The following is a 25,630-nucleotide window of genomic DNA, read 5'->3' as shown; positions in this document are numbered from 1 at the left end:
CCCGCCGTGATCAGACCCTGAGTTTCACCGTCGATAGAAATATAACATGGAGTTGGCATAGTAAAATCCTTAGAGGTTGTGTGTAATAACACTAACTCTTAGTCAAAAAGCGTGCCAAAATTAAAATGTATATATTTCAACAATTTAAGTATTTGTTAATATACGAGCTGGGCAACTTTTTGCTCGAATCGAGCAAGATCTTGCTCAGATCGAGCAAAAAGTTGCCCGGAAGCAAGAACAGTTTTAGGCTCACTGCTATCCAGAATTACTGATAATTTTCAGATTTTGAAACCTGCATCTTCTAGTTGAGCGGGTATAGATTAATTTCCCTCTCGTTGATATTCGAGTGGGAATAATTACACCTCTAGAGCCTACGGGCTGTTTTTTTTCGACTCATTTATCGCTTTCGGCGACTGATAAATATCGTTATTACTTTGCTCTTTGTAATCGCTCGCAACCTGACTTAGTGACTATTCTAGTTATTTTTTCCTCATCTATGCTGATACAACTTCACATACACAGGAGTTGTATAACAATGAAAACCTTGCGCTTTTTAGCCGTCGCATCGGCCTTGAGTATGGGCTCAAGTGCATGGGCAACGATGAATATTCAGCCCGATCCACTAAACCCGACTGGTTTTGTTATCTCTCGCGCGGATGTTGCCGCCGTAGAGCAACAGAAGACCTCTGATCCAATGTATCAGTTATGGTCACAGGCACTTCGCACGGCTCCTAACGGCGTCGTTGAAGCCATTGATGCGGGGCTAGCCACCAATCCGGATAACGTACAGCGCGCTGAGCGAGTATTTCCTCGTGCAGAGTGGGACTTTCTTACTCAGATGGCAGCACCGGAATACACTTACACTCGCTTCCTACGTGCGATCGGTAAGTTCCCTGCATTTTGTGCTGAGTACACTGATGGGCGTGATTCTGACGCAATTTGTAAGCGCTCGATCGTAACGGCATTTGCTCATTTTGCTCAGGAAACAGGAGGGCATATTGCCATTGATAACACTTGGGATAATCCGTTGGGTTTAGAAGAGTGGCAGCAAGCGTTGGTTCATGTAAGGGAAATGGGCTGGTCTGAAGGTCAGGAAGGGTACACGACAGGTTGTGGTCAGAACGACTGGCAAAATAGAAAGTGGCCATGTGTCGCAGGGCAGGGGTACTTTGGTCGTGGGGCTAAACAGCTCTCTTACCACTTTAACTACGGTGCATTCTCTGAAGCGATGTTCGACGGCGATGCGTCTGTGTTACTCAACAACCCTGGGCTAGTGGCTGACTCTTGGCTCAATCTAGCATCAGCGATTTGGTTCTTTTTAACTCCGCAAGCCCCTAAGCCAGCGATGCTTCACGTTATAGATAAAACATGGCAGCCATCTCAGAGAGAGAGCGATGCAGGGATCGGCTATGGTTTTGGTACCACGATTAACATTATCAATGGTGGTATTGAGTGTGGCGAGCAGAACAAGGATAAAGGCCAGCCCGTCAACCGAATTCGTTACTGGCAAGGGCTATCATCCCACTATCAAATTCCGATTGGCAGTGATGAAAAAGACACCTGTTGGCAGCAAACTCCATACGGAAGCTTAAACCTCAATGGCGCGACGGATGTGCTTTATACCAATTGGGATGGCAACTGGAAATACTATGCAGACCGTCCCGGTGGCTATTCATTTGAGTGTGAACTGGTGGGATTCCAAACCGCTTATTCCGCCTTGGTTGAGGGCGACTACGAAAAGTGTGTGACCAATTTTTATGGCTCGCATGCAAGTTGGCCAGAAGTTCGTGTGGTTGAACAGCTCGATCCTGTCGATCCTTCACCCACACCAGACCCAACGCCAGACCCAGGCGGTATGACGCAGTGGGAACCGGGCGTTACTCAAGTCGCAAATGGTGACAAAGTGACTTATAACGGCAAATGTTTTATCGCTAAAAATGGGCCGGGAGTTTGGGAAACACCCGTACAGTCCAATTGGTTCTGGGACGAAATATCCTGCCAGTAACCGGTGAGTGTTCAAACTAGAAATAAGGCCTCAATGTTGAAAATTGAGGCCTTTTGTTTTCTGCGCCATATCAGAATTGGCATTTTTACCATGAGAAAGCATGAAGGTGATTAAACAAAAAGCATATTAAATGGTTTGCGTAATCTTAGATTGCAAATTCAATGTTTATCTTTTTTGTTGAACAGGATTAAACTTCGCGCGTAATTTTTACTAACATTTTTGAAAGGTGCGCAAAATGTCAACAAAACTGGCAAACCCGGCTCCATTAGGCCTTATGGGTTTCGGCATGACAACCATCCTGCTAAATATCCACAACGCAGGCTTTTTCCCAATTGACTCAATGATTCTTGCAATGGGTATTTTTTATGGTGGTCTGAGCCAAGTGCTAGTCGGCATGATGTGTTTCAAACGTGGCGATACATTTGGTACCACAGCATTTACTTCATACGGTCTATTTTGGCTAACTTTGGTTGGTTTAATCGTGATGCCATACATGGGTCTTCCTGCAAGCCCTGCAAGCTTTATGGGTTGGTACTTGCTACTTTGGGGTGTCTTCACTGGCTTTATGTTTATTGGTTCACTGTGCTACCCAGTGGCTAAACAGATCGTTTTCGGTTCACTAACAATCCTATTCTTCCTACTTGCAGCTCGTGATTTCTCTGGTAGTGAACTGATTGGTACTATCGCAGGCATTGAAGGTATTTTCTGCGGCGCAAGCGCAATCTACTTTGCAATGGCGCAAGTACTGAACAACGAATATGGTCGTACCATCTTGCCTATTGGTGAGAAAAAACAGCGCGAATCTGTTGAGCTTGAGCAGGTAGCGGCGTAATCAAGAATATTAAGTGTTGGCCAAGCCTGATTAGGTCGGTACTGAAATATATGGGAACAGTAATAACAAAGGGGTTAGCCATTGGCTAACCCCTTTTTTTACCACTGCTTTTATCTGTTTTAGTCGAGATTAGGTTGAAGGTTGTTCAACTGGTTTTGTTTCGACTTCAGCCTCGGGTGCTTTGCCCGTTTTACGGCGGTATTTATCTTCCCAGTAGTCAGCGCCCTTGATACCAAGCTTAACAGGGTTGAATGTAAACTCAGTGACACCTTGTTTTTGCTGCTCTTCGTAGTCGTTAAGTGCTTTTAGTGCAGGTTTTGACATGAAGAAGATAATTAAGATACCCACGATGTTTAACCAAGCCATTAGGCCTACACCCACGTCACCCATTGCCCACGCAAGGTTTGCAGTTTTAACTGTACCGTAGAACACAACGGCGATTAATGCGACTTTTAGCAAGAACATTAGGCCGCTAACTTTAAACGTACGACGGATGTATGCAATGTTTGTTTCTGCAATGTAGTAGTACGCAAGAATAGTGGTGAACGCGAAGAAGAACAGCGCAACAGCAATAAACGGCTTACCGATACCTGGCAGCGCGCTCTCGATTGCCATTTGAGTAAATACAGGACCATTTGCTGCAATATCAGCAGAAATATTCTGTACTAGGAAGCCTTCTGCACCGTGTACGTTGTATGCACCAGTAATGATGATCATAAATGCAGTCGCAGAACATACTAGTAGTGTATCGATGTAGATAGAGAAAGCCTGCACTAGGCCCTGCTGAGCTGGGTGGTCAACGCTTGCAGCAGCGGCTGCGTGAGGACCTGTACCTTGACCTGCTTCGTTAGAGTAAACACCACGTTTTACACCCCAACCAATCGCAGCACCAACACCTGCCATAGGCGTAAATGCATCACCAATGATCATTGAGAATACACGAGGTACTTCACCGATGTTCAGTAGGATGATAACGAACGCTGTGATGATGTAAGCCAAAGCCATGAATGGCACAACGATCTGAGTGAAGTTCGCAATACGTTTCACACCGCCAAAGATGATGAAAGCTAGGATTACTGAAATCACAGTACCGGTAAAGATTTTCGCGAAACTGAATGTACCGATAGCTGTTTCAATCATTTCACCAGAACCAAATGCAGCTTCTACCGCATTACCGATACTGTTTGACTGAACGCCTGGTAGCAAGAAGCCACAAGCAAAGATTGTTGAGATAGCAAAAATCCACGCGTACCACTTCTGACCCATCGCTTTTTCGATGTAGTAAGCTGGGCCACCACGGAATTCACCGTTGTCTTCTTCTTTATAGATTTGAGCTAGAGTAGATTCTGCGTATGCTGTTGCTGCGCCGAAGAAGGCAACAACCCACATCCAAAATACAGCACCTGGACCACCGAAACCGATAGCCGCAGCCACACCTGCAATGTTACCAGTACCCACACGACCAGATAGCGATACCGCTAGAGCTTGGAATGATGAGATACCTTTTGAAGAACTTTTCCCTGAAAGAAGTAGGCGCCACATTTCACCAAAGTGACGAACTTGAACAAATCGTGTCATGACTGAGTAGAATAGACCCGCGCCAAGGCAAAGATAAATCAATACCGGGCTCCAGATAATTCCATTCAAAAAATCAACAATTGACTGCATAAGTAGTTTCCCTGTTTGTTTTGTAATGGTTGTTTTCTGAACAGGATATTACCCTTTCTGTAACGCAGTTGTTAATTTATTTGTTTGTGGATGTGAATTTGCGTGAGGTAAAACACAAAGTGCTAAAAAATTGTTAATTAATAGCTCTGGTTAATAGTTGTTCGACAATTTATTAGCAGTAATTGCTTTGGGTGTGGGTATATTAGTGATTTGTATATTACCAATTCACTTGGTCTCACTGAAAAATATTTTGCAATTCCAGTTTAACAAAGTGAATTGTGTTGTTTGAAATTAGATGTAGCGTTCCATACTGAGTTCGCGGAATGATGCATGGCCTTGTGACGAGATAATATTCGTTAGAATGTCCGCCGACCCACATGCCATGGTCCACCCCAAAGTGCCATGACCAGTATTGGTATAAAGGTTGGAGAACGTTGTTTGACCAATAATAGGTGTGCCATCTGGCGTCATTGGTCTAAAGCCAGTCCAGTATTCTGCTTGAGAAAAATCGACGCCGTTAGGAAATAAGTTGCTAACAACATGATTGAGTGTCGCTAGCCTTTTTTCAGGTAATGCGGGATCAAATCCTGCCAGTTCTGCAGTACCCGCAACGCGTATCCTCTTTTCAAACCGTGTCACGGCCACCTTATAGGTCTCATCCATAATGGTAGAACAAGGGGCATGATTTGGGTCGATTACCGGTAAAGTCAGTGAGTAACCTTTCACAGGGTAAACAGGGATATGTATGTTAAGCGGCGCAAGAAGGTGTTTTGAATAACTGCCCATCGCGACGACATAGCTGTCGGCATGGATTGTTCCATGTGATGTTTCGACGCCAACCACTTGATCGTTGGCAGTGATTAACTTTTCGACATGAGTATTGAACAAGAAGGTAACACCAGCTTGCTCTGCCATTGCTTGAAGCTGCTGACAAAATAGATGGCAATCGCCAGTTTCATCATCAGGTAAATAGAGACCGCCCACCAAATCACCGTTCATATTCGCTAGCCCTGGCTCTTGTGCCAGACATTGTGCCGGATCCATGAGTTGGTATTGAGTACCACTTTCTTCAAGCAGTGCGATATCTTTTTCGACCGCCTTGAGTTGAGCTGGGTTGCGGAAGATTTGTAGCGTACCTTGGGTTCTGCCCTGATAATTGAGATCAAACTGCTTATTTAACTGAGCTAAACACTCTCGACTGCGATTGGCAATCGTCAGCATACGAGCTTTGTTGACTCGATACTTGTTCAGTTGGCAATTGACCAACATCTGGCTTGCCCACTGGATCAGCTCAGGGCTTAGGCTAGGTTTAATCTTTAAAGGAGCGTGCTCTTCAAATAGCCATTTGATTGCCTTGGTTGGAATACCAGGAGCGGCCCATGGCGATGAGTAACCATAGGAAATCTGCCCTGCGTTAGCAAAGCTGGTTTCTTCTCCGGAGCGTGCCTGCCTATCAACGACCGTCACCTCAAATCCTGCTTGAGATAAATACCAAGCACTGGTCAAACCGACCACACCGCTGCCTAAAATAACAACCTTCACGTTCAATTCTCACAGTTTTAAAAGTTTGCCAAGAATGTGCAATTTACATCCGCTTAACAATCGATAAGAATTGATACTAGATTTTAGAAAATTTAAAGGGTGACTATGAAGTCGGCACTATTACAAGGTGTTAACCTTATTTGTATTGTTTCACGCCATCAAAGCTTAACCAGTGCAGCGAAAGAACTGAATCTAACGGTTGGTGCTGTCAGTCAACAGTTACAGCAGATTGAAGAGCGACTAGGTTTTAGTGTCTTTGAACGCCACGCTCGTGGCATACGTTTAAGTGAACAGGGACGAAAGCTGGTGGAGGCAACCAGTCATCATCTGGCGGCAATAGAAGAGAACATTTTTCAATTGACGCAGGTTTCTGAACGCAAACAGATTCGGTTAAAACTGACCCCATCCTTCGCTTTTAAATGGCTCGTCCCGCGATTAGAAAACTTTCATAAACGCTATCCTGATGTTCAGATCCATACCTTTGCAGAGGGAGCGTTGGTGGATAGCGATAATCGAAACTTCGATATTGCTATCGACTACGGGCCTTTGCCATACAAACATGCTGATGCGGAACTGTTAATGGAAGAATCGTTGCTACCAGTGATGAGTCGTGACTATTTCAGTGCCCATCGTGAGATCTTGCATGGCAGCGACGAGTGGGGGAGAGTGACGTTGCTCCATGATTTAATGCCTTGGTCTGGGGCGCTAAAAGATTATGAGTGGCTGTATTGGGCTTCCCATCAACGATTGGACTTTGAAACCAACCAAGGTCATTTCTTCAACCGAACTGATATGGCAATGTCGGCTGCTGAAGCTGGGGTCGGAATCGCTTTGGCGCGAGTTGCTCTATTGGATAAGGAAATTGAGCAGGGAAGGTTAACTGCTCCGTTTGTCCCCATTGCTGCGAATGCAGGTTACTTTGTGATTACGCACATAGATGACCCTTATACTCGGCTATTTAAAAAATGGCTTAGAGAGCAGGTTGATACTGATTAATTTGTAAATAGTAATGGCGCGCTAATATGCACCCACTACACTTAGTAAAGATATCTGGGGCTACTAACGTCACTCTAGATATGATTAGGGGCAGTGCATATGGAATCTCACCAAGGCCAATGCAGCTATCAAAATCCTGATGGCTGGTGCTGCGATCAACCGTGTGGGGAGTCAGGACTCTGTTACTGGCATGACCCCAAAGTCGATAAAAGCAATGATGATATAAAAGACAAGGTTGAACAATGGGCCGCAGCAGGTAAACCTTTAGACGGATTTCAGTTGGCGAAAACAAATCTCGAGGATATCGATCTGGTTAACCGTGGTTCGAAAGACGGCTACCAGTGTCGGGGTGCGGATTTTTATCGGGCGAATTTGGTTGACGCCCATTTGTTCGGTTTAGATTTACGTGACTCGTCATTAATGAAGGCGAAGTTAATCGGTGCCAACTTACATTGTGCTAAGCTCGACAACTGCAACCTACTCGGGGCAGAGTTGTCTCGTGCGAAACTGGAGAATATTGAATGGGGCAAGAGCCTTAAACAAGAGCAGGAAGCACGACGAGCAATGAAAGGACATGACAGGAAAGCATCCATTACCTATTGCCAAGAAGCTGAAGAAGTGTGTCGAAACATACGTAAACAGTGTGAAAAGCAAGGTTTGTTCGAGATGGCGGGGGATTTCTTTAAGCGAGAAATGCGCTTTCGCCGTTACCAAATGCCATTACTCAGTTCTAAGAGGATGATCTCGAAGTTAGTGGACATGTTCTGTGGTTATGGCGAAGACCCGATAAGAGTGGTGAGTTTCTCCATCTTCCTAATTTTGATCTGCGCTTTTGCCTACTTCTTTCTCGATACGACAGGTGCGCACCCTATTTATGAAGATGTTACGGGTTGGCAGTTTTACGTACTTGAGTTTTTCAACTCTCTCTATTTTAGTGTCGTGACATTCACTACATTAGGCTATGGTGATATATCGCCCATCGGGTTAGCTCGCTTTATCGCTGCCTGCGAAGCCTTCTTAGGCAGCTTTACCATGGCACTGTTTGTTGTGGTCTTTGTTAAGAAGATGACTCGCTAATCGATGATTGCGATAAGAGAGTAAAGCCACTTTCTAGCCATTCATCCAAGAGGATTTGGTCATCTTTGTATTGGTTAGAAAAGTGTTCGATGAGTGCAGCCAGATGTTCGCCATTGTCACACATAGTGCCAGCCACCAAATCTTCTGAAACTATAATTGGGCTTGGTTGTGGTGATGCCTTTGTTTCTATTGATACGGGGATGATGAATTTAGTCTGACTGCCCAAATGATGCTTTTTAAGGCGCAGGGCTTGTTTGTGGAGCTGTGACATGTGCTGTTCATCATACTGGCTATTGTCTGAACCTATCGAGACAACAAACACTAGACCGCGATAGAGAATAATCACCTCGGTATCGAGTTCTAATTCTGGCTGATTAAAACCAAGGATCACATCACCCGCAAGATGAGGTAATTGGTTGAACTGTGTTTTAAGTAGGTCGATCTTTGATTGCCAGATAGCTTGTGCTTCATCACGTAAATGATTGAGGATATTCTGTGTGTCGTTCTCAGAAAACTGCAATATAGATGCTGAGTAGTAGGCTTGCTGTGTCATGGGGATTAGTGTGGATGAATCAGTGTGATGGAGGCTAACCAAGATTCACTTTGAGGGCTAGATGATTGAGTGAGATCTTTGAGCTGACCAACAACTCGACGCGACTAAGCGTGTTGGTGCTACCGATCAAAAAAGGGTTACCGAATGTCGATAACCCCTTATTGATTATGCTGCGTTAGCAAACTCGGTTAGAAACGCCTCTTTGCGAGCATGGAAGCGTTCTACAAGATCATCTACTGCTTCTTGATCGTATGGTTTTAAACCACTTGCAACCATACGTTTGAGACCTTTACCAACCACTTCACCGTCTTCTTTAAAGGTAAAGTTTAGAGTCACTAAGCCACGTTTACCGTCCACATCAAATGTCGCACCGGAAAACTCCACTTCAGGGTGAGTCAGATCTAGGCGAGAAAACTCAACTTCCATGCTCTCATAGATCACCAATGGACGTTGGCAGTTGATCATCATCTGCTGCTCTTCCATTAATGGAACCATGATATGAGGGAAGCCCATGCCAGAGAACTGAACATAGCTAGTGACCACATGTTCAATGAACTCAGGGTTGTGATTAACTTCCCCTTCACGAGACATATGCAAGTACTCTTTAGACTTCTCGTCTACCACTGCACTTTCTTTTTCACATTTATTTTCAACAGACAGTGCCACACCATCGTTCACCATGCCTGAGAAGTCGAAGCGCATTTTCTGGCTGATGCCCTCTTTGCTGAGCAGTACGGCGAACAATAGATCACCTGGCACGCAGAAGCGTTTGCTATCTTCATCATGGATAGGGTTAAAGTCACCCGCTACCTTTTTCGCAAAGTGGCTTGCTTGTTGGCGAGTGAACTGGAACTGATTGTTTTGTTGTGAAAAATACGGTGTTAGAAACATAAGTTTATTCATGTGGCTATAACTGCCGCGCAGTATACATCAAGCTATGCAATTAAATGGTCTAATCAGATAAATAACGGTGGCTGTCGGAGATTTGAGACAAAATTTAAACTCGTGATGAAGTGTGAATTAATCCACATATTTGAATGATTTATCAACAGTTCGCTTTCGATAACTGATATGAAAATAGGCTGACTATTTATTATTTGCCCCTTGCGTAGAAGAGTGATGTTTAGCCGACGCTAGAACGCGGTTTTGCGCCAGCTTGCTGCTCAAATTGTGCAACTTCCAGATCCAGTTGAGCAATCTTTTCGGCCATCAGAGCATGACAGTGGTCTGCCAAGGTGCGAGCATCGTTAATGGTATAGCCAGAGGTGTCGATAGGATCGAGCATTTCAGTAATCACGATGCCATTATTGCTGCGGTTAAGGTTGATTTTATTATGCGTTGTACTGACCACCATTGGTGTAATGGGAACGCCAGCTTCAATTGCCATGCGAAATGCCCCCGTCTTAAATGGCAACAAACCTCGTCCTTTACTTCGCGTTCCCTCAGGATAAGCCCAAACCGAAAGGTTACGCTTATGAATCGCTTCTGCGACTTGTTTTATCGTATCGCGAGCTTTGGACTTGTCTTCCCGGTTGATCAGAATATTGCCAGTAATCCAGTAAAGTTGGCCAAAAAATGGCACCCAGATCAGCTCTCGTTTGCCTAACGAGACCGTTCTTGGTCTGAGCATTCCCGGTGATGTGACAAAATCGTAGACGCTTTGGTGGTTAGAAATATAGACGCTGTTAGCTGGGGTAGGGGCTCGCTCTAGTCCTCTTTGAATTAAAGTGACACCAAGGATTTTGTGTAATTGATTAAACCATCGGCAGAAGAAATAGACATGTTTAGGATTACGCGGGCTAAACAGGCAGTAGACAAAGGCAAATAAAGTAGTAAAAACAACAAAAATGGCAGCCATTATCAGGCGAAGAATACTTAGCACAACTTACTCCTTCTATTAAACGTGCATACACTGAGCTGAGCTCGAGGAAGTTATATTTAGAGTTTTAATTCTATTTAACAAAATTGCAACACGTTTAACTGGCGATTGATCCGTTGTCACTTAAATTATGGTCATTAAGATAAGCATTTGAGCGATAGGGATACAAAAACGCCCCTTGGTATAGGGGCGTTGCTGATTTGTTCTCTGTGGCTACAGCTTAGACTGAGCTCGGTTTAGGCGATCATGTACCGCAAACCACTCCTCACTCACTGGCGGTCTCTCAACCCAAATTTCGTCACAACCCCATTTATCCGCTTCATCTAGCGCGCGGTAAAGATCATGTGAGTATTGCGCGACATCGGTTGGCATAGGCTTAGATTTAAAGGCCAAGCTAGGTGCAATCGGTGAATAGTGCAGACATGCGATATTGTCACCACTTGCATTGGAAATCTCTTCCAAAGTAACCAGACGAACTTTAGTGTTTGGCTGGTAGTGACTGGTCACATTGCCTGGGACGGCAACACTGTGTGCTTTTGGCGATAGCACTTCTTCTCCGAGTACTTCTGATAACTGTGCTGCCGTTACTGGGCCTGTACGAAGAATACGGTATGGCTTTTCTGTCAGGTCGATAATGGTCGATTCAAGACCATGGGTACAGTCCCCACCATCCAAGACCGCTGAAATTTTGCCACCGAGCGAGTTCATCACATGTTCAGCCGACGTCGGGCTAAGTTTTTTGTATGGATTCGCAGAAGGAGCCGCAACGGCCATTCCCGATGACGTCAATAACGTACTGAAAACGTCGTGCGCAGGCATACGAATACCAATGGTCTCTAAGCCACCAGTCACAACAGAGGTTGCTTGTGGCGCTTTATTTAGCAATAGCGTCACTGGCCCAGGCCAAAATGCCTCAGCAATCGTATAGGCTTGTGCTGGAATATCACGCGCCCAGTCAGACAGCTGCTCCACATCACCGATATGAACAATCAGCGGATGGTTAGCTGGTCGACCTTTCGCCGCGAAGATCTTCTTCACTGCTTCTGGGTTAGATGCATCTGCTGCCAGTCCGTAAACCGTTTCGGTTGGAATCGCGACCAATTCACCACGCGCTAAAATCTGTTTAGCTAGTTCGATATCTTGGTTGTCGCTTGCTGAAAGGTGCTGCGTTTTCAATGTCTCGTCCTCAAAGGAGCAGTATGGATAGAAAATCTGAGCCGGCTATTTTAACCATGTTTTTCAAACTTTCGATGTTTAATTTCAGCATATTTGTATCGATTGATAATCTTTTTCTATATCAACCTATCTTTCAATCGCTTAACTACACGATGGCAAGGGGAGCGACCTTACCCGCATCTCGACGCATGGGACGTTTTACCGATTAGCGTAATGATGATGCCACGTGATGCATAGTTGAAGGTGCCAGCTCACCAGAGTAACGCTCATCACCGAGCCACTCACTCTCCGCGCCCCAGTAAATATCCTCTTCAGGTTCCCAAATATCTTCGCGACCATCAGAGCTTTGAGATCCGCTTTGAGGTTGAGGGCTTTAAAGGCTTCTGCGTAGTTGAAGTTTTCATCTAACGGATTCGACTTCTTATCGTTCTGATGCAGTATTTTGAGATTTAATTGATTGAGCCACCTGCCGCGACTAGGGTTTGACCTTAATCCTAGGGCGGTTATTCGTTTGAGTAAGCATGGCATGGGAGTGGATCAATTGCAGACTCTTTACTCCTATTTGTTTGATAGAAAAATTCTCTGACTTAGCGCTGTGTGAAGGTGGAAGTTAACTTTGGTTTGTATTTCATCGACTAAAGCCACGAGTAGAGTGAGTAAAAAAGGTTTGTCGGCTAACTGATTGATGTTGAGTAATCGGGAGACTCTGAGGAGGATTTCATTACAAAGCGTTATTTTACAGTTGTCCATTTATTGACCAAACTATTAGTAGCGTCCTGAAGTTCGTCATGGAGAAGTACTATGCGCCTAGTGAAATCCTTTATTCCAGCCTTATTCCTGTGGGCAACCTTCGCAGTTGTCACGTTTAGTGTCTTAGCGAACACCGTGCAAAGCAATCAGGATCGCGTCAGGCCGGGTACGGTTATATACCAAATCGACGCCAACGCTTCACCAAGCGACCTAAAAGGACTTAACAGCCTACTCAAGAGCCAAGGATTGGTTTCTGAACGTATCCTTGGAGGCAGTCAAATCGTCATCGCCACTTTTGATCACCATGGTCGAGAAAAGGCGATTGCCAAAATTATTAGTAGTAGTGGGTATGTTGCTTTTGCAGAAGCGGATTACGCAATGGAACCGACTTTACAGCCCAATGATCCCATGTTTGGTAATCAGTGGCACCACAACAATGTAAATAGCCGACAGGCTTGGGACATTACTACTGGCAGCTCATCGGTGCTGGTCGCTGTGTGTGATACAGGTTTTGATGTCAATCATCCAGATCTTGGCCCAAACCTACGACTCGATCTCGCCTACAACGCTCAAGATGGATCTAACTATATTTACGATGCCAATGGTCACGGTACAGGGACGGCAGGAACCTTAGGTGCAGTAGGTAATAATTCAACTGGCGTTGCGGGTGCGAATTGGAATGTCGATATTATTCCCGTTCGAATCGCTATCAGTGACAACAACAGCTCTGCCTATATCTCTACGATGGCGGTCTGTATTGAATACGCCGCGGATAGAGGGGCACGTGTGGTCAATTTAAGTTACGGAGGCATCCAATACGAGACCATTAATGCGGCTGCTCAGTATTTGCGAAATCGTAATGGTCTGTTGTTTATGTCGGCGGGTAATAGTGGATTACAGCATGCGACTTATCCAGACTTCACCAGTTTTGTTGGTGTTGGGGCAACAGATCGCAACAATGATCGAGCCAGTTTCTCTAGCTGGGGGGATTATGTTGACATCACCGCCCCCGGTGTCGAAATCCTCACCACATACCCTGACAACCGCTACGTATACTACAGCGGTACATCATTCTCTTCTCCATTGACGGCTGGGATTGCCGCGTTAATGGTAGCGGCAAATCCAAATATTACCCCAGATGACATAGAAAATGGCTTGTTTAGTACGGCTGTTGATATTGGCGTTGTTGGTGACGATAACGTATTTGGACATGGTCTCGTTGATGCAGCAGGCGCTGTAGCTTATGCATTGAATGCGAGCGGTATGAACCCTCCAACCGCAGAGATAGTCTTGAGCGCGAACTCAATTGCCTTTGGTACCCCTGTGGATTTTGATAGCAGCAACTCCTCTGACAGCGAAGGTGGGAATATCGTCAGTTATGATTGGAATCTTGGTGATGGTACTACCTCTGATCAGGTTGCTATTAATGAGCACGTCTATGCTCAAGCTGGCAGTTATGAGGTGACCTTAACGGTTACCGATAACGATGGTCTATCGGATTCGACGTCGACAACCGTTCAAGTGACGACCGATTTGCCCAATGCGGTTATTGCCATCGACAACCCCGCGGTCAGTTATGGGATTGGGGAGGTCGTTTACTTTAATGGGCTAGGCTCGAGTGATCCGGATGGCTCCATCGTCGCCTATGATTGGAACTTTGGTGACGGGCAAAACAGCGTTGGAGTGAATGCCTCTCATGCGTACGCGTCGGCAGGTGATTTTATGGTGACACTGACGGTGACGGATAATGCTGGCGCGATGAACAGCAGCAGTGTCAATGTGTTGGTTATTGACCAAGATGCTCTCAATGCTGCTACGGATCTGGCGGCTTCGGTTGATGGCTTAAATGTGAGTTTGAGTTGGCAAGACAACAGCGCCAATGAGATAGAATACGTCGTTGAACGAGGAACCAAATATCGCGGTAAAGTGAGTTTTATCGAGATCGCGACGTTGCCAGCAGATACGACATCTTATCTCGATACGGTGCCGAATACCGGAGAATATCGCTATCGAGTTACTGCAAAAAATAGTGTTAACCAAGCAACATCAGACACCCTTATTGTTAGTGTCACCAGCGATTCTGGCGGTACGGGACCTGGTCCTCAACCCGGTAGTTTAGCGGCGCCGAGCAATCTGATTTTGACTCAAAATGGCAACACTATTTCCTTAACTTGGTCAGACAACTCTGATAATGAAGGCGGCTTCTATATTGAACGAGGGTTGAAACGTAAAGGTCAATTCTCTTTCGTTCGAATTGGAACGGTAGGCATTAACGCGCCCCGTTTTGATGATGATATTAGCGCTTTACCGACAGGAAGTTATGGTTATCGCGTGCAAGCGTTTGATGGCTCCGCAACGTCCGGATTCAGTAATATTGTCGAAATACGTAAAAAATAGCTTTTACGTCAAACTGTCAGCTCAACAAAATAAGGCTGCGTTGTTCGCAGCCTTATTTCTATTCGATAACTTGATAATCTCGGCGGCGAAGGAGCTCTGCAAATTGGGATTTAGTGTTTGGCTCACCATGAATCAAATGAATCGCTTGCGGCTTAGCAGGGATTCCTTCGATAAAACGCAGCAGATCCGATTGGTCTGCATGGGCTGAGTAACCTGACATAGTATGAACCTGTGCCAATACTTCCACCTGCTCATCGTCAATCTCAATGTCGATGCAGCCAGATTGAATGGCACGACCAAGTGTTCCGTCAGCTTGATAGCCAGCGAGCAAAATATCGGTGCGTTGATCTGGCAGCAAGGCTTTAAGGTAGTCCACTATGCGACCTCCCTGACACATTCCTGAAGAGGCGACGACTATCGCAGGTTCTCCGGTCGATTTAAGTCGGTTAACCAGTCGGAGGTGGGTGCGAAAATCTTCAACTGTGATGCATTGCTCGAACGCGAGTGGATGGCGTTGGTTTTGCAGTCTTTGCTTGGCTTCATTGCCCCACAATTGCTTGAAACGGCGATAGGAACGGGTGACTTTCTGCGCCATGGGAGAATCAAGGATTATAGGGATCTTGGTATCTATCTGATGCTCAAATACCAGTTGCTCGATATCAAAGAGCAGTTCTTGAGTTCTGCCGACACTAAACGCTGGTATCAGTATGGTTCCGCCGTCTTCAAGAGAACGATCGATGATGGCTTTCAGCCGCAAGGAGCGCGTGGCGATATCTTCGTGTTGTGTATCGCCGTAGGTAGTTTCAATAAACAGATAATTGGCTTGCTGGGGTGAGACAGGATCGGGCAGTAATGGTGTGTTCGTTGGGCCTAAATCACCAGAAAAAACGACGATCTCTTGGTTGGGTAAGCACAACTCAACATAACAAGAGCCTAGAATGTGCCCAGCTTGTTGCAGACGTATCTGGATTGAGTCAGATTGTTTGCTATCGAGAGAGAACCAATGATCATAGGGGTAAGGACAGAGCTGGCGCTTGACTCGTTCTAACACCCGCTGTGCTTTTTTTGTGGTGAGCCCCAGTTGTAACTTAAGGTTATCTTCGAGCATCAGAGGGACCAGTTCCGCAGTGGCTTCCGTACAAAATATTGGCTGTTTAAATCCCGCAGCGAGCAACCAGGGTATCCGCCCAATATGGTCGATATGACTATGAGTTAGAATCAGCCCATTGAGCTGTTTGATTGGGAAATCAGTCTCAAGCGAGCGAGCATCTTGCCCTTGAAATAAACCACAGTCGATTAACAGAGCCTGATTGTCATGCCTCAGTTCATGACATGAACCTGTGACCGTATGCTTCCCACCGTGATGTATGATTTCCATCTTTCTCTCCGAGTTATTCTGAGTTGACTTTGCCTTCAAGTCACCAGCAATACAAAGTGAGTAATCCGAATTGCGAATTTGCAGTGTTTTCTAGGTAATTATGAATTAACTCAGCCAGTTATTTGTGATCGAATGTCTCGTTTCTCACCGATTTGATCCGCTTGAAGGCGCAAGACTAAAGATGCAAACTAGCGAAAAGTTAGTTGGGTTAGAGGTGGATTTGAGCCTACCTCTCAATCTCTAAAAGAAGGAAATTCTACGTGAAAAATTGGTTACTGCCTTTGCTATTCCTTGCGATAAGTGCCACCAGTCATGCTCAGGTTGCACCTGTCTCAGAGTGGCAATGCGGGATGATGAAAAAGCAGGGCGTATTGACTTCTGGAGCTCCGGTAGGATGTGAACGCCTGGCTAAGGTTGACTTTGATTTTATTGATTTCTCTGGGCAAACCCAGCGAGGGAGCGTGATCGTCCTTGATATTGTCGCTCCTTCAGTGGAACGTCTTTTTGCGGATTTGTATCAACGCCGTTTCCCACTCCATTCTGCGAAATTGATGCGAGAGTTTAAAGGGGATGACGACGCATCGATGGCAGCGAACAATAGCAGTGCGTTTAATGCTCGGCCGATCACGAGCGGTTCTAGTTGGTCGAAACATGCTTATGGCGTCGCGATAGACGTTAACCCCGTGCAAAACCCATTCGTAGAGTTTGCCGATAATGGTCAGATTTTTGTCAAACCTGCACAATCTGCAACACGTTATGTCAACCGGACTCGCTATAGGGCTCGAGAAGAGATCGAACGTCAGGGCATGGCGGAAGATGTCGTAGAGCTGTTCGCTCATCATGGATTTTTAATCTGGGGAGGAGACTGGAACACCCCAATCGATACCCAGCACTTTGAAGTGGGATCGCGACGTTTTATCAACCAGCTGGTGGAAATGCCTAAAGCGCAAGCTGAGACCGTTTTTCTTCGTTACATCGACAACTACCGAACGTGCTATACCCAGCAGCAGGGTGGTGAAAAGGCGCGAGCATACTGTGCATATCTAACGGTTCATGGTAGTTAGTCATCACTTTTTTTGAACAATAGAGAGTAATGATTTCAGTGGGTTAGAAGGGTTTTTATAGAATATTTCTAACATTAAGGGTTTCTTAAGTTTCGCATTTTATCTTACTGGTAATGAACCAAGGTAAGGTGACGCTCATGAAACCTCAAACTCAAGCAACTCATTTTCAGCTCGACATCGTTTATCCATCACATGCATTGTGGAAGCCAGTGGTTAACCACGTTTCTTTGCGCTACCAACAAGCCTTTCGTGCTGAGCTTAAGCTCTTCATGCCAGCGTATTTAACCTTGCTCGATAACGACGAGATCGCGTCTGTCTGTGGATTCCGAATTGCGGCTGATGAGCCTCTGTTTCTTGAGCAATATTTGGATGCACCAGCAGAGGTATTGATATCAAACTTGTTCCAACAACCTGTTGAACGTTCCAACCTTGTAGAGTTTGGTCATCTTGCGTCCTTCGCTAAAGGCATGTCTCCCCTCCATTTCTTCTTGATTGCAGAGTGCTTAGTCGAAAACGGCTTTGAATGGTGCATTTTTACCGCGACAGATCCTCTATTCGCATTGATGTCACGGCTAGGATTAGAGCCTCGTTTAATTGCTGACGCCGATGCAGAAAAAATTCTTGATGCACCGAAAGTGTGGGGCACCTATTACGAGCATCAACCTAAGGTTTTTGCTGGCAACCTGATTAAAGGGTTGCAGCGTTTACGCTTGGTACACAACCGCCGTAAGCAGGCATAGGGAGGACAATTATGAACGCGATTCTAGAGGCCATCGAAAAATGGGCAGGCGAAACGCCTGACAATATCGCTTTTGTTGGTAGTGATCATACGGGAGATCCCTTAACCATTACTTACCAAGAGTTGCTGGACTGTATTCATTATACGGCACATCAATTACAAGCGATGGGGGCGAAGGCTATCGCCCTAAGAGCTGATAACAGCTTAAGTTGGGTGATGGTTGATTTAGCGGCTATGTCAGTCAATGTGGTCGTTGTTCCTATTCCCACTTTTTTCTCGCCGCAACAAGTTGAGCATGTCTTAAAACGTTCGGCTGTGGATCTACTGATCGGAGACTGGTCTGTTTATCAAGGCGATTATGTTGGAGAGCGAATTGAAAGCATCGCAGGGCTTGCTGTCTATCAGCATCATACAAGAGAACACAAAGAGTATTTAGCTGGCACTCAGAAAATTACGTTTACTTCGGGTTCTACAGGTGATCCTAAAGGCGTTTGTTTAAGTGAGGAGAACATATGCCAAGTAGCGCAGTCGCTAGCTCATAGTGTTTGTGGCGAGGCGAGCCGACACCTCACCGTACTGTCTTTGTCGACTTTGCTTGAGAATATTACGGGGGTTTACGTCCCATTACTCTTGGGTGTGACTTCCTATGTGCTCGGTGGTGAACAAACCGGATTGAAAGGATCAAACAAGTTTGATGCGCAGCGTTTTGCTCACGCTCTGGCTCAATACCGACCTGAGAGTCTTGTTCTAACTCCCGCTCTGCTACTTGCACTGATTTCGGTGGTTCGACAATCCCCAGATTTAACACAAATGCTAAAGTTTGTTGCCGTTGGTGGCGCTCGCGTTTCGACGGTGCTTATTGAGGCCGCGCGACAAGTTGGCATCGCTGCGTATGAAGGATATGGGTTGTCTGAGTGCAGTTCTGTCGTCTGTCTAAACACGCCCAAGGCAAATAAGGCGGGCACTAGTGGACGAGTCCTGCCTCATCTAAAGGTACGTATCGCTGAAGATGGTGAGTTGGAAGTCAAAGGTAATAATGCGCTCGGGTACCTAGGTGAACCATTTACTGATGAATGGCTAGCAACGGGCGACTTGGCGGAAATCGATGAACAGGGATTTGTCACCCTTTTAGGCAGAAAAAAGAACCTTATCGTCACCGCATACGGCCGCAATGTATCACCAGAGTGGATAGAGTCTGAGGCTTTCGCCTTCTTACCCAAGTTGCCCTTTTTTGTCGTTGGCAACGACCAAAGTGCTTTGTGCGCAGTCACTGAGCAAGCCCCATCTTTACTGCAAAGAGTGATTGAGTTGAACCACCGTCTGCCCGATTACGCTCAAATTGGCAGTTTATTGGTAGTGGAAGAGATTAACCAAGTACCGCAATGGTTTACTGCAAATGGAAAAATTAGGCGCTCCCAGCTTGAACAAGATGCAATCGCTCTATTGTCGAATGAGCGCAGTAACGTATCGCTTGATGGCAAGAAAGTTAGCCGAATAGAGATCGTTTCAGATCAGCCCTTAGCCTCGTGAGGATAACAATATGACCCCGTTTTTTAGTCAACTACAACAATGCACAGCCTCCGCTCAGCAGAGGATGTTAACTGCGCCTGTTATTGCTGAAGTGCAATGCGGAAACATCAGTAAAGAAATGTACATTGCCTTTCTTACTCAGGCCTATCATCACGTTAAACATACCGTACCATTGCTGATGGCATGTGGTGGTCGTTTATCTTCAGAATATGAATGGGTTAGGGAAGCGCTTGCCGAATACATTGATGAAGAAAAAGGCCACCAAGAGTGGATTCTAAACGATATCAAAGCATGTGGAGGGGATGCGGACAAGGTTCGCCAAAACCAAGACGAAGGGCACGTAGGGCAAGCAATCGAACTGATGGTGGCCTACCTGTATCACCAGATTGACCGTCATAACCCTCTGGCGCTATTTGGTATGGTTTGGGTGTTAGAAGGCACGAGTGTTGGTATTGGCGGCAAAATGGCTGAGATGATCCAAAAACGACTCAACCTTCCTCCAGAAGCCATGACTTATCTGGTTTCTCACAGCGTGCTTGACCAGTCTCACTTACAGTTTTTTGAACAACTGATGAACAAAGTAACCAACCCTAAAGATCAACAGGTGATTATCGAATCTGCCAACATGGTGTTTGATCTCTATGGTCAAATGCTGCGTGCACTGCCTGTTCAAAACCGTCAACAAGCCGCGTGAGATAGAAAAATGAAGATCAAAGATAGTCATATTCTATTGACCGGTGCGACTGGCGGTATAGGTCGAGCCATTGCTGAGCAGCTCGCAAAGTCAGGTGCGAAGCTAACGCTGGTGGGGAGAAGTCACGAAGCGTTGCAATCTTTACAGGCGGGGTTAATGAACAGCGAACAACACCATGTTTTGGTTGCAGATGTGACCTCGTCACTGGGAGTGGCTGACATCAATGAATATGCCAAACGCGCGATTGGAGAGCGCCGTAGAATCAATGCCGTGATTAACAATGCGGGCTGTAATGATTTTGCGTTATTGAGCGGTAAATCTCCACAGCAAATCGAGCAAGAAATTAATCTCAACTTAGTCGCGCCAATCATGATTTGCCAAACCTTGATTGGATCTATCTCTCAGCCGGGTGTGATGCTCAATATAGGCTCTACATTTGGTTCGATTGGTTATCCTGGATACACGACCTACTGCGCGGCTAAGGCGGGGCTACATCGGTTCAGCGAATCTTTAGATCGCGAGCTGAACGGTAGCGGTATTCGAGTGCTGTATTTGGCGCCGCGAGCCACTGATACCGCGTTGAATAGTAGTGCTGTGAATCAGATGAATCAAAAGCTCGGCAATGCCGTCGATTCTCCTCAACGCGTTGCTAAGCACGTACAGAGCATGATCGAAAAAGAGACCAGTGCCAAATGGATCGGCTGGCCCGAAAAGCTATTTGTTCGCATAAATCAAATTTTACCAGGTGTGGTTTCATCAGCGATTAATAAGCAGAAAGAAACCATTAATCAGTACGTTAACCGCGTTAGTCATTAGTGAGGGAAGTAACATGAACATCAAACTAATAGGAATTATGTCGATAGGGCTTTGGGCTTCACTGGCTAATGCGAATGAGGCACAAATACAGACTGTGCAAAAAGAGTGGGCTCTATGCCAGTACAACACGCCAGAAGATAAGGACAAACAGCAATGCCTTGAAGCATTGATCAGCAAAAATAACCAGTACTTACGCTCGAATCCGAACGATCCGGAATTAAAAGTTTGGTTAGCGATCAATAAAGCGTCATTGGCGGGAGCAAAAGGTGGTTTAGGAGCGCTATCATTAGCGGAAGAGGCGAAAGAGTTGCTAGAGCAGGTTATTGATACATCACCGGCAACGTTAAATGGTTCCGCCTATACCAGTTTGGGATCTTTATACTATAAAGTACCTGGTTGGCCGATTGGTTTCGGAGATGACGAAAAAGCGGAAGAAATGTTAAAAAAAGCGTTAGAGATCAATCCTAAAGGTATCGATCCCAACTATTTTTATGGTGACTTTCTTGCGCAAGATGGACGTAAAGCAGAAGCAAAAGCTTACCTCATGAAAGCGCTACAAGCAGAACCAAGGGCTAACCGCCAGTTGGCGGATGAAGGGCGTAAAAAAGAGATCGAAATAACAATGGCGAGACTGAGATAACGAATGCGTTTATTACTGGTAGAAGATGATGCGCTGTTGGGGCAATCGATGGTGACATCGCTAAGTCGCAATGGCTACACGGTAGACTGGCTAGATAAGGGGGCAGGGGTTACTACTGCACTAAAAACAGAGGCGTTTACCGCGGTGATTTTAGATCTGACTCTGCCAGATATAGATGGATTACAGGTATTGCGAGCCATTCGTCGTGAAGGTTACCAACTACCCGTTATGATATTAACTGCGCGAGATGATATACGCGATCGTGTTCAAGGCTTGGATGGTGGTGCGGATGATTATCTCGGCAAGCCCTTTGCGCTTGAAGAGTTGCTCGCAAGGTTGCGTGTACTGATTCGTCGCCAATCGGGCTGCGCGGACGAAAAAATTGTTGTTGGTCAGTTGAGTCTTTCGTTGTCGGAACATTGCATTCGTTTTGCGGACTCACCACTGAAACTGACCCGTAACGAGTTTAAGATCTTGGCGGGTTTAATGACCAATGCGGGTCGTGTTCAGAGTAAAGATCAGTTGCAACAATCCCTGCATGGCTGGGATGAGGGAGCCAGTGACAATGCGATAGAAGTTCATATCCATAACCTACGCAAAAAGGTGCCTGATATTGCGATTAAAAACATCCGTGGAGTAGGGTACATTCTTGAAAAATAACCTTTTCAAACGACAAGCGCCTTATTCAATTAAGCGCCAACTGACACTGTCCGTGACAATCTTGGTGAGCGTGTTACTGATGGTATCGCTCTATTTTAGCTTTCAGTCAGCCAAGCATGAGGTCGAAGAGGTATATGATGCGCGTCTAGGTCAGTCTGCGAAACTGCTTCTTCTCGCGATATCTTTATCCAAGAACCAAAACGAACTCATCAATCATCGAGATCAGTTCGATAGCTGGATGGACAACATTAGCAAACTGGCTAAAGACGATGACGAAGGCACTGAGTATGGTCACCCGTACGAACAAAACCTGGTCTTTCAGCTTTTTAGCCGCACAGAATTGGTGTGGAGTTCGATAGAAGAGTTGCCCGCGCTATCGACTTCGCCGCAAAGCAATGGATTTTCTGATGTAGAGATCGCTGGTGAGTCATGGCGAACATTTCAACTAGCCTTTGTTGATGAACAAGGAACCAATGAATATGTTGTTATGGCAGAGAAGCACGAGATCCGACAAGAAATTATCAACGAAATTGCGTTGTCCACTTCGATTGAGCAGCTATTTTTATTGCCAACCCTGCTGGCAGTACTTCTGTGGCTGATCGCCAAATATCTTCGACCCATCGATCAATTGCGCACTGCCATCGCGCAAAGAAACGCTCACCATCTCGATCGAATCCATGTAAAAGATCACACCGTGGAGCTTGCACCATTAGTCGATGCACTCAACACGCTATTGGAAGAACTTGATCTAGCATGGGAGCGTGAAAAACGCTTTACGCGTGCTGCGGCTCATGAGCTGAAAACGCCGCTTACCATATTAAGACTCAATGTGGAGAACGCACTTTCCACGGATGAGCCAGAGCAAAAGCAACAAGCTTTGCACAACATATTGCTTGGCATAGAGCGCACAGACCGCTTAATCCAACAGTTGCTAACTTTAGCTAAAGTTGACAGTGCTTCGGAGCGAGCGATTGATACTGTGGATCTCAATGCCTTACTGCAACGTGTGATTGGTGACTTGGCACCTTTGGCACTTAAACAGCAACAAGACATATGTTTAGAAGGCAGTGCCAGTCAGTTTCTTGGTGATACAGCATTAGTCGAAGTATTGTTCAGAAACCTGATCGACAATGCCATCCGCTACTCAGGACAAGGCAGTGAAATTCGTGTGGTGATGAGTGAGCAAAATGGCGTGATAGAAGTAAAAGTGTCAGACAATGGGGAAAGCATCTCTTCTTTAGTCCGTGAGCGATTGTTTGAAGCTTTCTATCGAGGTCAGATCTATTCAATTGATTTTATATCCAAACTATAGATATAAAAGCACAAGCTAGGTAACCTTTGAGTCACTCATAAACAACTCAATAGGGCATGCTGTGGGGTATAAGACCGTTGAACTTATCCATTTGATGGCGCACGAATTTCAGCAAGTGGAAGGGGATTTTGACTCATTGTCTGAAAGTGAACTCAAAGAGGTGACCCCATCTGGCATGGGATATGACCGATTTGTTGAGCAATTAAAGCAAGGCCATTTGCTGCTACTCAATGATTCTCCGCGAGTTCCGCTGTTGATAAAAGAGAGCGATGGCTTAGATCATTCAGATTGGGAGTTAAATCCCCATGTTCGCGACAACCTCGACCCATTGGCACAAAAGGCACTATTAACTCGCACACAGATGAGCGGGAGTGGGAGTGCATCAAGCACCACTCAAACTACAAGCCTACATCCGCCACTTCCCATGCCCCCATACGTCCCTGAGCCGGTTCGTACTCATAATCCCGATGCGCCGCCTAAAGAAAAATACGAGTACAACTTTGATATCGCGTGCTCCGATGATGCCTTTCAGCGCAATGTTGGTTGTTCGTTTGTTATAGCCCAAACGGCAGACGAAGTGTTACTAGGGCGCTGGCGTGAAACCAAAATCAAAGAAGGGACACGCTACACCCTATTCACAGCGTTTGATGAGCCTAAAAAATTGGTGGGAGAAGTGGCATCAAAGTCATTAGGTCTCTCGCCTAGTCAGCCTGTAAAAGTCAGACCGATAGGCAGTGGCGTAGCGCAAGAGGGCTTTATTCCCGTTTTTCCCGCCGTGCAGCTCGGCGAGCGGTTAGGCTTTCCCACTCACGGTTTCTACTATCACTTTCATAACGGCAAACTGATCCAAGAGTACCGTATTCTCGGTGATAAAAACTGGGGTTTTTATGCCACTCACTCAACGCATCACCGCCTTGATCCCGAAAGAGGTTACAACCAGAACCAAAACGCGATATTGGTGTTGTGGAAACTCGGTGGCAAAGTGGTCGAGGGCCAACATCTTGTTTACTTAGAGAGGCAAATTACCCGTGAGGAACTGGATAATTTGAGCGAGGAGTGGTTGAACGAGCATGGGGTGAAATTAGATGTGCCTCAGTTACTTGAGGCAACAAAACCCCCCATCATTAAACGAGCTGAATCAGAGCAACCAGCCGAACCCCAACCTCAGCCCGTTAAGCATATTGTCCAAACTGATCTCGAAACGGGTATGCGAGAAACGTGGATGAAGATTGCCAACCAGTATGGTCTAGCGCCAAAAGCTTTGTTGGAACTTAATCCACAGTATGATGCAGATCCCATGTCTCTATCGGTAGGGGATTCTCTGAATGTAGAAAAACAGCAACCGCTAAACATTGAAAAAGAGCCTGTTTACGCGATACCGCCAGAGAGCCCAAAGCGATTTAATCAACCTTTAAACACTTTCTATAACTACACCGAGCGATGCTTAGTCGATACCTCAATCGCATCGATCAATCGTCCTGAGTTGATTGAAAAAGACATTCCCGTTGTAAATCTGAAAATAGTGTCTACAGAATCGAAGGCAACAGACTATGGCAAACTGGCATTTTTAGCGTTGCCAGCGAGTACAACCAGTTCTAACCTTGGGATTATCAGTACCAACACCACTTCTACGCTAGGGCAATGGAGTATCACAGGTGAGGCTCTCAGCAGTTTTGCCCGCGTCGGTGGCGGTTTAGTCGCTGCTTTGTGGCCTTCTCAGCTTGGCGATGGAACACTTGAGGGCAACCCTGAGCTTGCTACGAGTGACACAGTTACGATGCGTGTCCGCTTCAATATGTACACCGATGAAAATGGCAAGCAACAAATCGTTGGTATAAAAACGGGCGAAGGAAGTGCATACGGTGATCGCGTGGCGAAGCGTGAGGCGGTGCAGCAAGGGCAACACTTTATTGCTGAGTTGG

General features: G+C 45.8%; 22 protein-coding genes. 15 read left to right on the top strand and 7 right to left on the bottom strand.

The annotated features are described in order from the left end of the window. The first annotated feature begins 535 nt into the window (after positions 1-535). Together QTN94_RS17495 and QTN94_RS17490 are read left to right on the top strand one after the other, a co-directional pair. The gene (locus QTN94_RS17495) at positions 536-2,005 is read left to right on the top strand and encodes a chitinase (protein WP_331428384.1); all 1,470 of its coding nucleotides are present in this window, start codon (positions 536-538) and stop codon (positions 2,003-2,005) included. A 235-nt stretch (positions 2,006-2,240) separates the two neighbouring features. Continuing rightward, positions 2,241-2,837 carry an acetate uptake transporter gene (locus tag QTN94_RS17490; protein WP_138973871.1) on the top strand — a complete coding sequence of 199 codons (597 nt, stop codon included), beginning with the start codon at positions 2,241-2,243 and terminating at the stop codon, positions 2,835-2,837. A gap of 129 nt (positions 2,838-2,966) precedes the next feature. On the opposite strand, the gene QTN94_RS17485 is transcribed toward QTN94_RS17490, so the two are convergent. Together QTN94_RS17485 and QTN94_RS17480 are read right to left on the bottom strand one after the other, a co-directional pair. Further along, entirely contained in the window at positions 2,967-4,505 is a 1,539-nt protein-coding gene (locus QTN94_RS17485) for an alanine/glycine:cation symporter family protein (protein ID WP_331418351.1), read from the bottom strand. 291 nt (positions 4,506-4,796) lie between these two features. Next, the gene (locus tag QTN94_RS17480; protein WP_331418350.1) at positions 4,797-6,047 is read right to left on the bottom strand and encodes a D-amino acid dehydrogenase; all 1,251 of its coding nucleotides are present in this window, start codon (positions 6,045-6,047) and stop codon (positions 4,797-4,799) included. Positions 6,048-6,152: 105 nt separating this feature from the next. On the opposite strand from QTN94_RS17480, the gene QTN94_RS17475 reads away from it, so the two are divergent. Both QTN94_RS17475 and QTN94_RS17470 read left to right on the top strand, forming a co-directional pair. Next, a complete protein-coding gene (locus QTN94_RS17475; protein ID WP_331418349.1) occupies positions 6,153-7,043 on the top strand; it encodes a LysR substrate-binding domain-containing protein in 891 nt (296 codons plus the stop codon). A 99-nt stretch (positions 7,044-7,142) separates the two neighbouring features. Next, on the top strand, positions 7,143-8,120 hold the full coding sequence (locus QTN94_RS17470; RefSeq protein ID WP_331428383.1) for an ion channel: 978 nt from the start codon (positions 7,143-7,145) through the stop codon (positions 8,118-8,120). Here the strand turns inward: QTN94_RS17470 and QTN94_RS17465 are convergent. From QTN94_RS17465 to QTN94_RS17450, 4 genes are all read right to left on the bottom strand, one after another. Continuing rightward, on the bottom strand, positions 8,101-8,673 hold the full coding sequence (locus tag QTN94_RS17465) for a hypothetical protein (RefSeq protein ID WP_138973876.1): 573 nt from the start codon (positions 8,671-8,673) through the stop codon (positions 8,101-8,103). The genes QTN94_RS17470 and QTN94_RS17465 overlap by 20 nt on opposite strands. A 165-nt stretch (positions 8,674-8,838) precedes the next feature. After that, a complete protein-coding gene (locus tag QTN94_RS17460; RefSeq protein WP_331428385.1) occupies positions 8,839-9,564 on the bottom strand; it encodes a DUF3581 domain-containing protein in 726 nt (241 codons plus the stop codon). Between the two features lie 232 nt (positions 9,565-9,796). After that, on the bottom strand, positions 9,797-10,555 hold the full coding sequence (locus QTN94_RS17455; RefSeq protein WP_331428382.1) for a 1-acylglycerol-3-phosphate O-acyltransferase: 759 nt from the start codon (positions 10,553-10,555) through the stop codon (positions 9,797-9,799). Positions 10,556-10,765: 210 nt separating this feature from the next. Further along, entirely contained in the window at positions 10,766-11,728 is a 963-nt protein-coding gene (locus QTN94_RS17450; RefSeq protein WP_331428381.1) for an L-threonylcarbamoyladenylate synthase, read from the bottom strand. 23 nt (positions 11,729-11,751) lie between these two features. Here QTN94_RS17450 and QTN94_RS17445 point away from each other — a divergent pair, with 23 nt between their 5' ends. Both QTN94_RS17445 and QTN94_RS17440 read left to right on the top strand, forming a co-directional pair. Then, positions 11,752-11,937, top strand: a complete 186-nt coding sequence (locus QTN94_RS17445; protein WP_331428380.1) for a hypothetical protein — start codon at positions 11,752-11,754, stop codon at positions 11,935-11,937. Between the two features lie 592 nt (positions 11,938-12,529). Beyond that, on the top strand, positions 12,530-14,875 hold the full coding sequence (locus tag QTN94_RS17440; protein ID WP_331428379.1) for a S8 family serine peptidase: 2,346 nt from the start codon (positions 12,530-12,532) through the stop codon (positions 14,873-14,875). Between the two features lie 58 nt (positions 14,876-14,933). Here the strand turns inward: QTN94_RS17440 and QTN94_RS17435 are convergent, their stop codons facing one another. Further along, positions 14,934-16,253, bottom strand: coding sequence for an MBL fold metallo-hydrolase (locus QTN94_RS17435; protein ID WP_331428378.1), 1,320 nt, complete (start codon positions 16,251-16,253; stop codon positions 14,934-14,936). Between the two features lie 350 nt (positions 16,254-16,603). On the opposite strand from QTN94_RS17435, the gene QTN94_RS17430 reads away from it, so the two are divergent. The 9 genes from QTN94_RS17430 to QTN94_RS17390 form a co-directional block, all read left to right on the top strand. Beyond that, positions 16,604-17,317 (top strand): M15 family metallopeptidase, encoded by a 714-nt coding sequence (locus QTN94_RS17430; protein ID WP_443088805.1) that lies wholly within the window; start codon positions 16,604-16,606, stop codon positions 17,315-17,317. 137 nt (positions 17,318-17,454) lie between these two features. After that, a complete protein-coding gene (locus tag QTN94_RS17425) occupies positions 17,455-18,057 on the top strand; it encodes a thermostable hemolysin (RefSeq protein ID WP_269377563.1) in 603 nt (200 codons plus the stop codon). Positions 18,058-18,068: 11 nt separating this feature from the next. Beyond that, positions 18,069-19,586: an AMP-binding protein gene (locus tag QTN94_RS17420; RefSeq protein WP_331428376.1), complete on the top strand. Its 1,518-nt coding sequence runs from the start codon at positions 18,069-18,071 to the stop codon at positions 19,584-19,586. Positions 19,587-19,596: 10 nt separating this feature from the next. Further along, positions 19,597-20,280 (top strand): TenA family transcriptional regulator, encoded by a 684-nt coding sequence (locus QTN94_RS17415; RefSeq protein ID WP_331428375.1) that lies wholly within the window; start codon positions 19,597-19,599, stop codon positions 20,278-20,280. A 9-nt stretch (positions 20,281-20,289) separates the two neighbouring features. Further along, a complete protein-coding gene (locus tag QTN94_RS17410; protein WP_331428374.1) occupies positions 20,290-21,096 on the top strand; it encodes an SDR family oxidoreductase in 807 nt (268 codons plus the stop codon). A gap of 13 nt (positions 21,097-21,109) precedes the next feature. Then, entirely contained in the window at positions 21,110-21,736 is a 627-nt protein-coding gene (locus tag QTN94_RS17405) for a tetratricopeptide repeat protein (RefSeq protein ID WP_331428373.1), read from the top strand. A 3-nt stretch (positions 21,737-21,739) separates the two neighbouring features. Further along, positions 21,740-22,396: a response regulator gene (locus QTN94_RS17400; protein ID WP_269377557.1), complete on the top strand. Its 657-nt coding sequence runs from the start codon at positions 21,740-21,742 to the stop codon at positions 22,394-22,396. Then, on the top strand, positions 22,386-23,708 hold the full coding sequence (locus QTN94_RS17395; protein WP_331428372.1) for a histidine kinase dimerization/phospho-acceptor domain-containing protein: 1,323 nt from the start codon (positions 22,386-22,388) through the stop codon (positions 23,706-23,708). The genes QTN94_RS17400 and QTN94_RS17395 overlap by 11 nt, the downstream gene beginning before the upstream one ends. Positions 23,709-23,802: 94 nt before the next feature. Beyond that, positions 23,803-25,630, top strand: a 1,828-nt coding sequence (locus QTN94_RS17390) for an S-type pyocin domain-containing protein (protein WP_331428371.1), incomplete at its 3' end; no start/stop codon positions are given.

It is taken from the genome of Vibrio sp. M250220 (assembly GCF_036533795.1).
Classification (GTDB): Bacteria; Pseudomonadota; Gammaproteobacteria; order Enterobacterales; family Vibrionaceae; genus Vibrio.
This window is presented reverse-complemented; position numbering and strand designations above follow the sequence as displayed.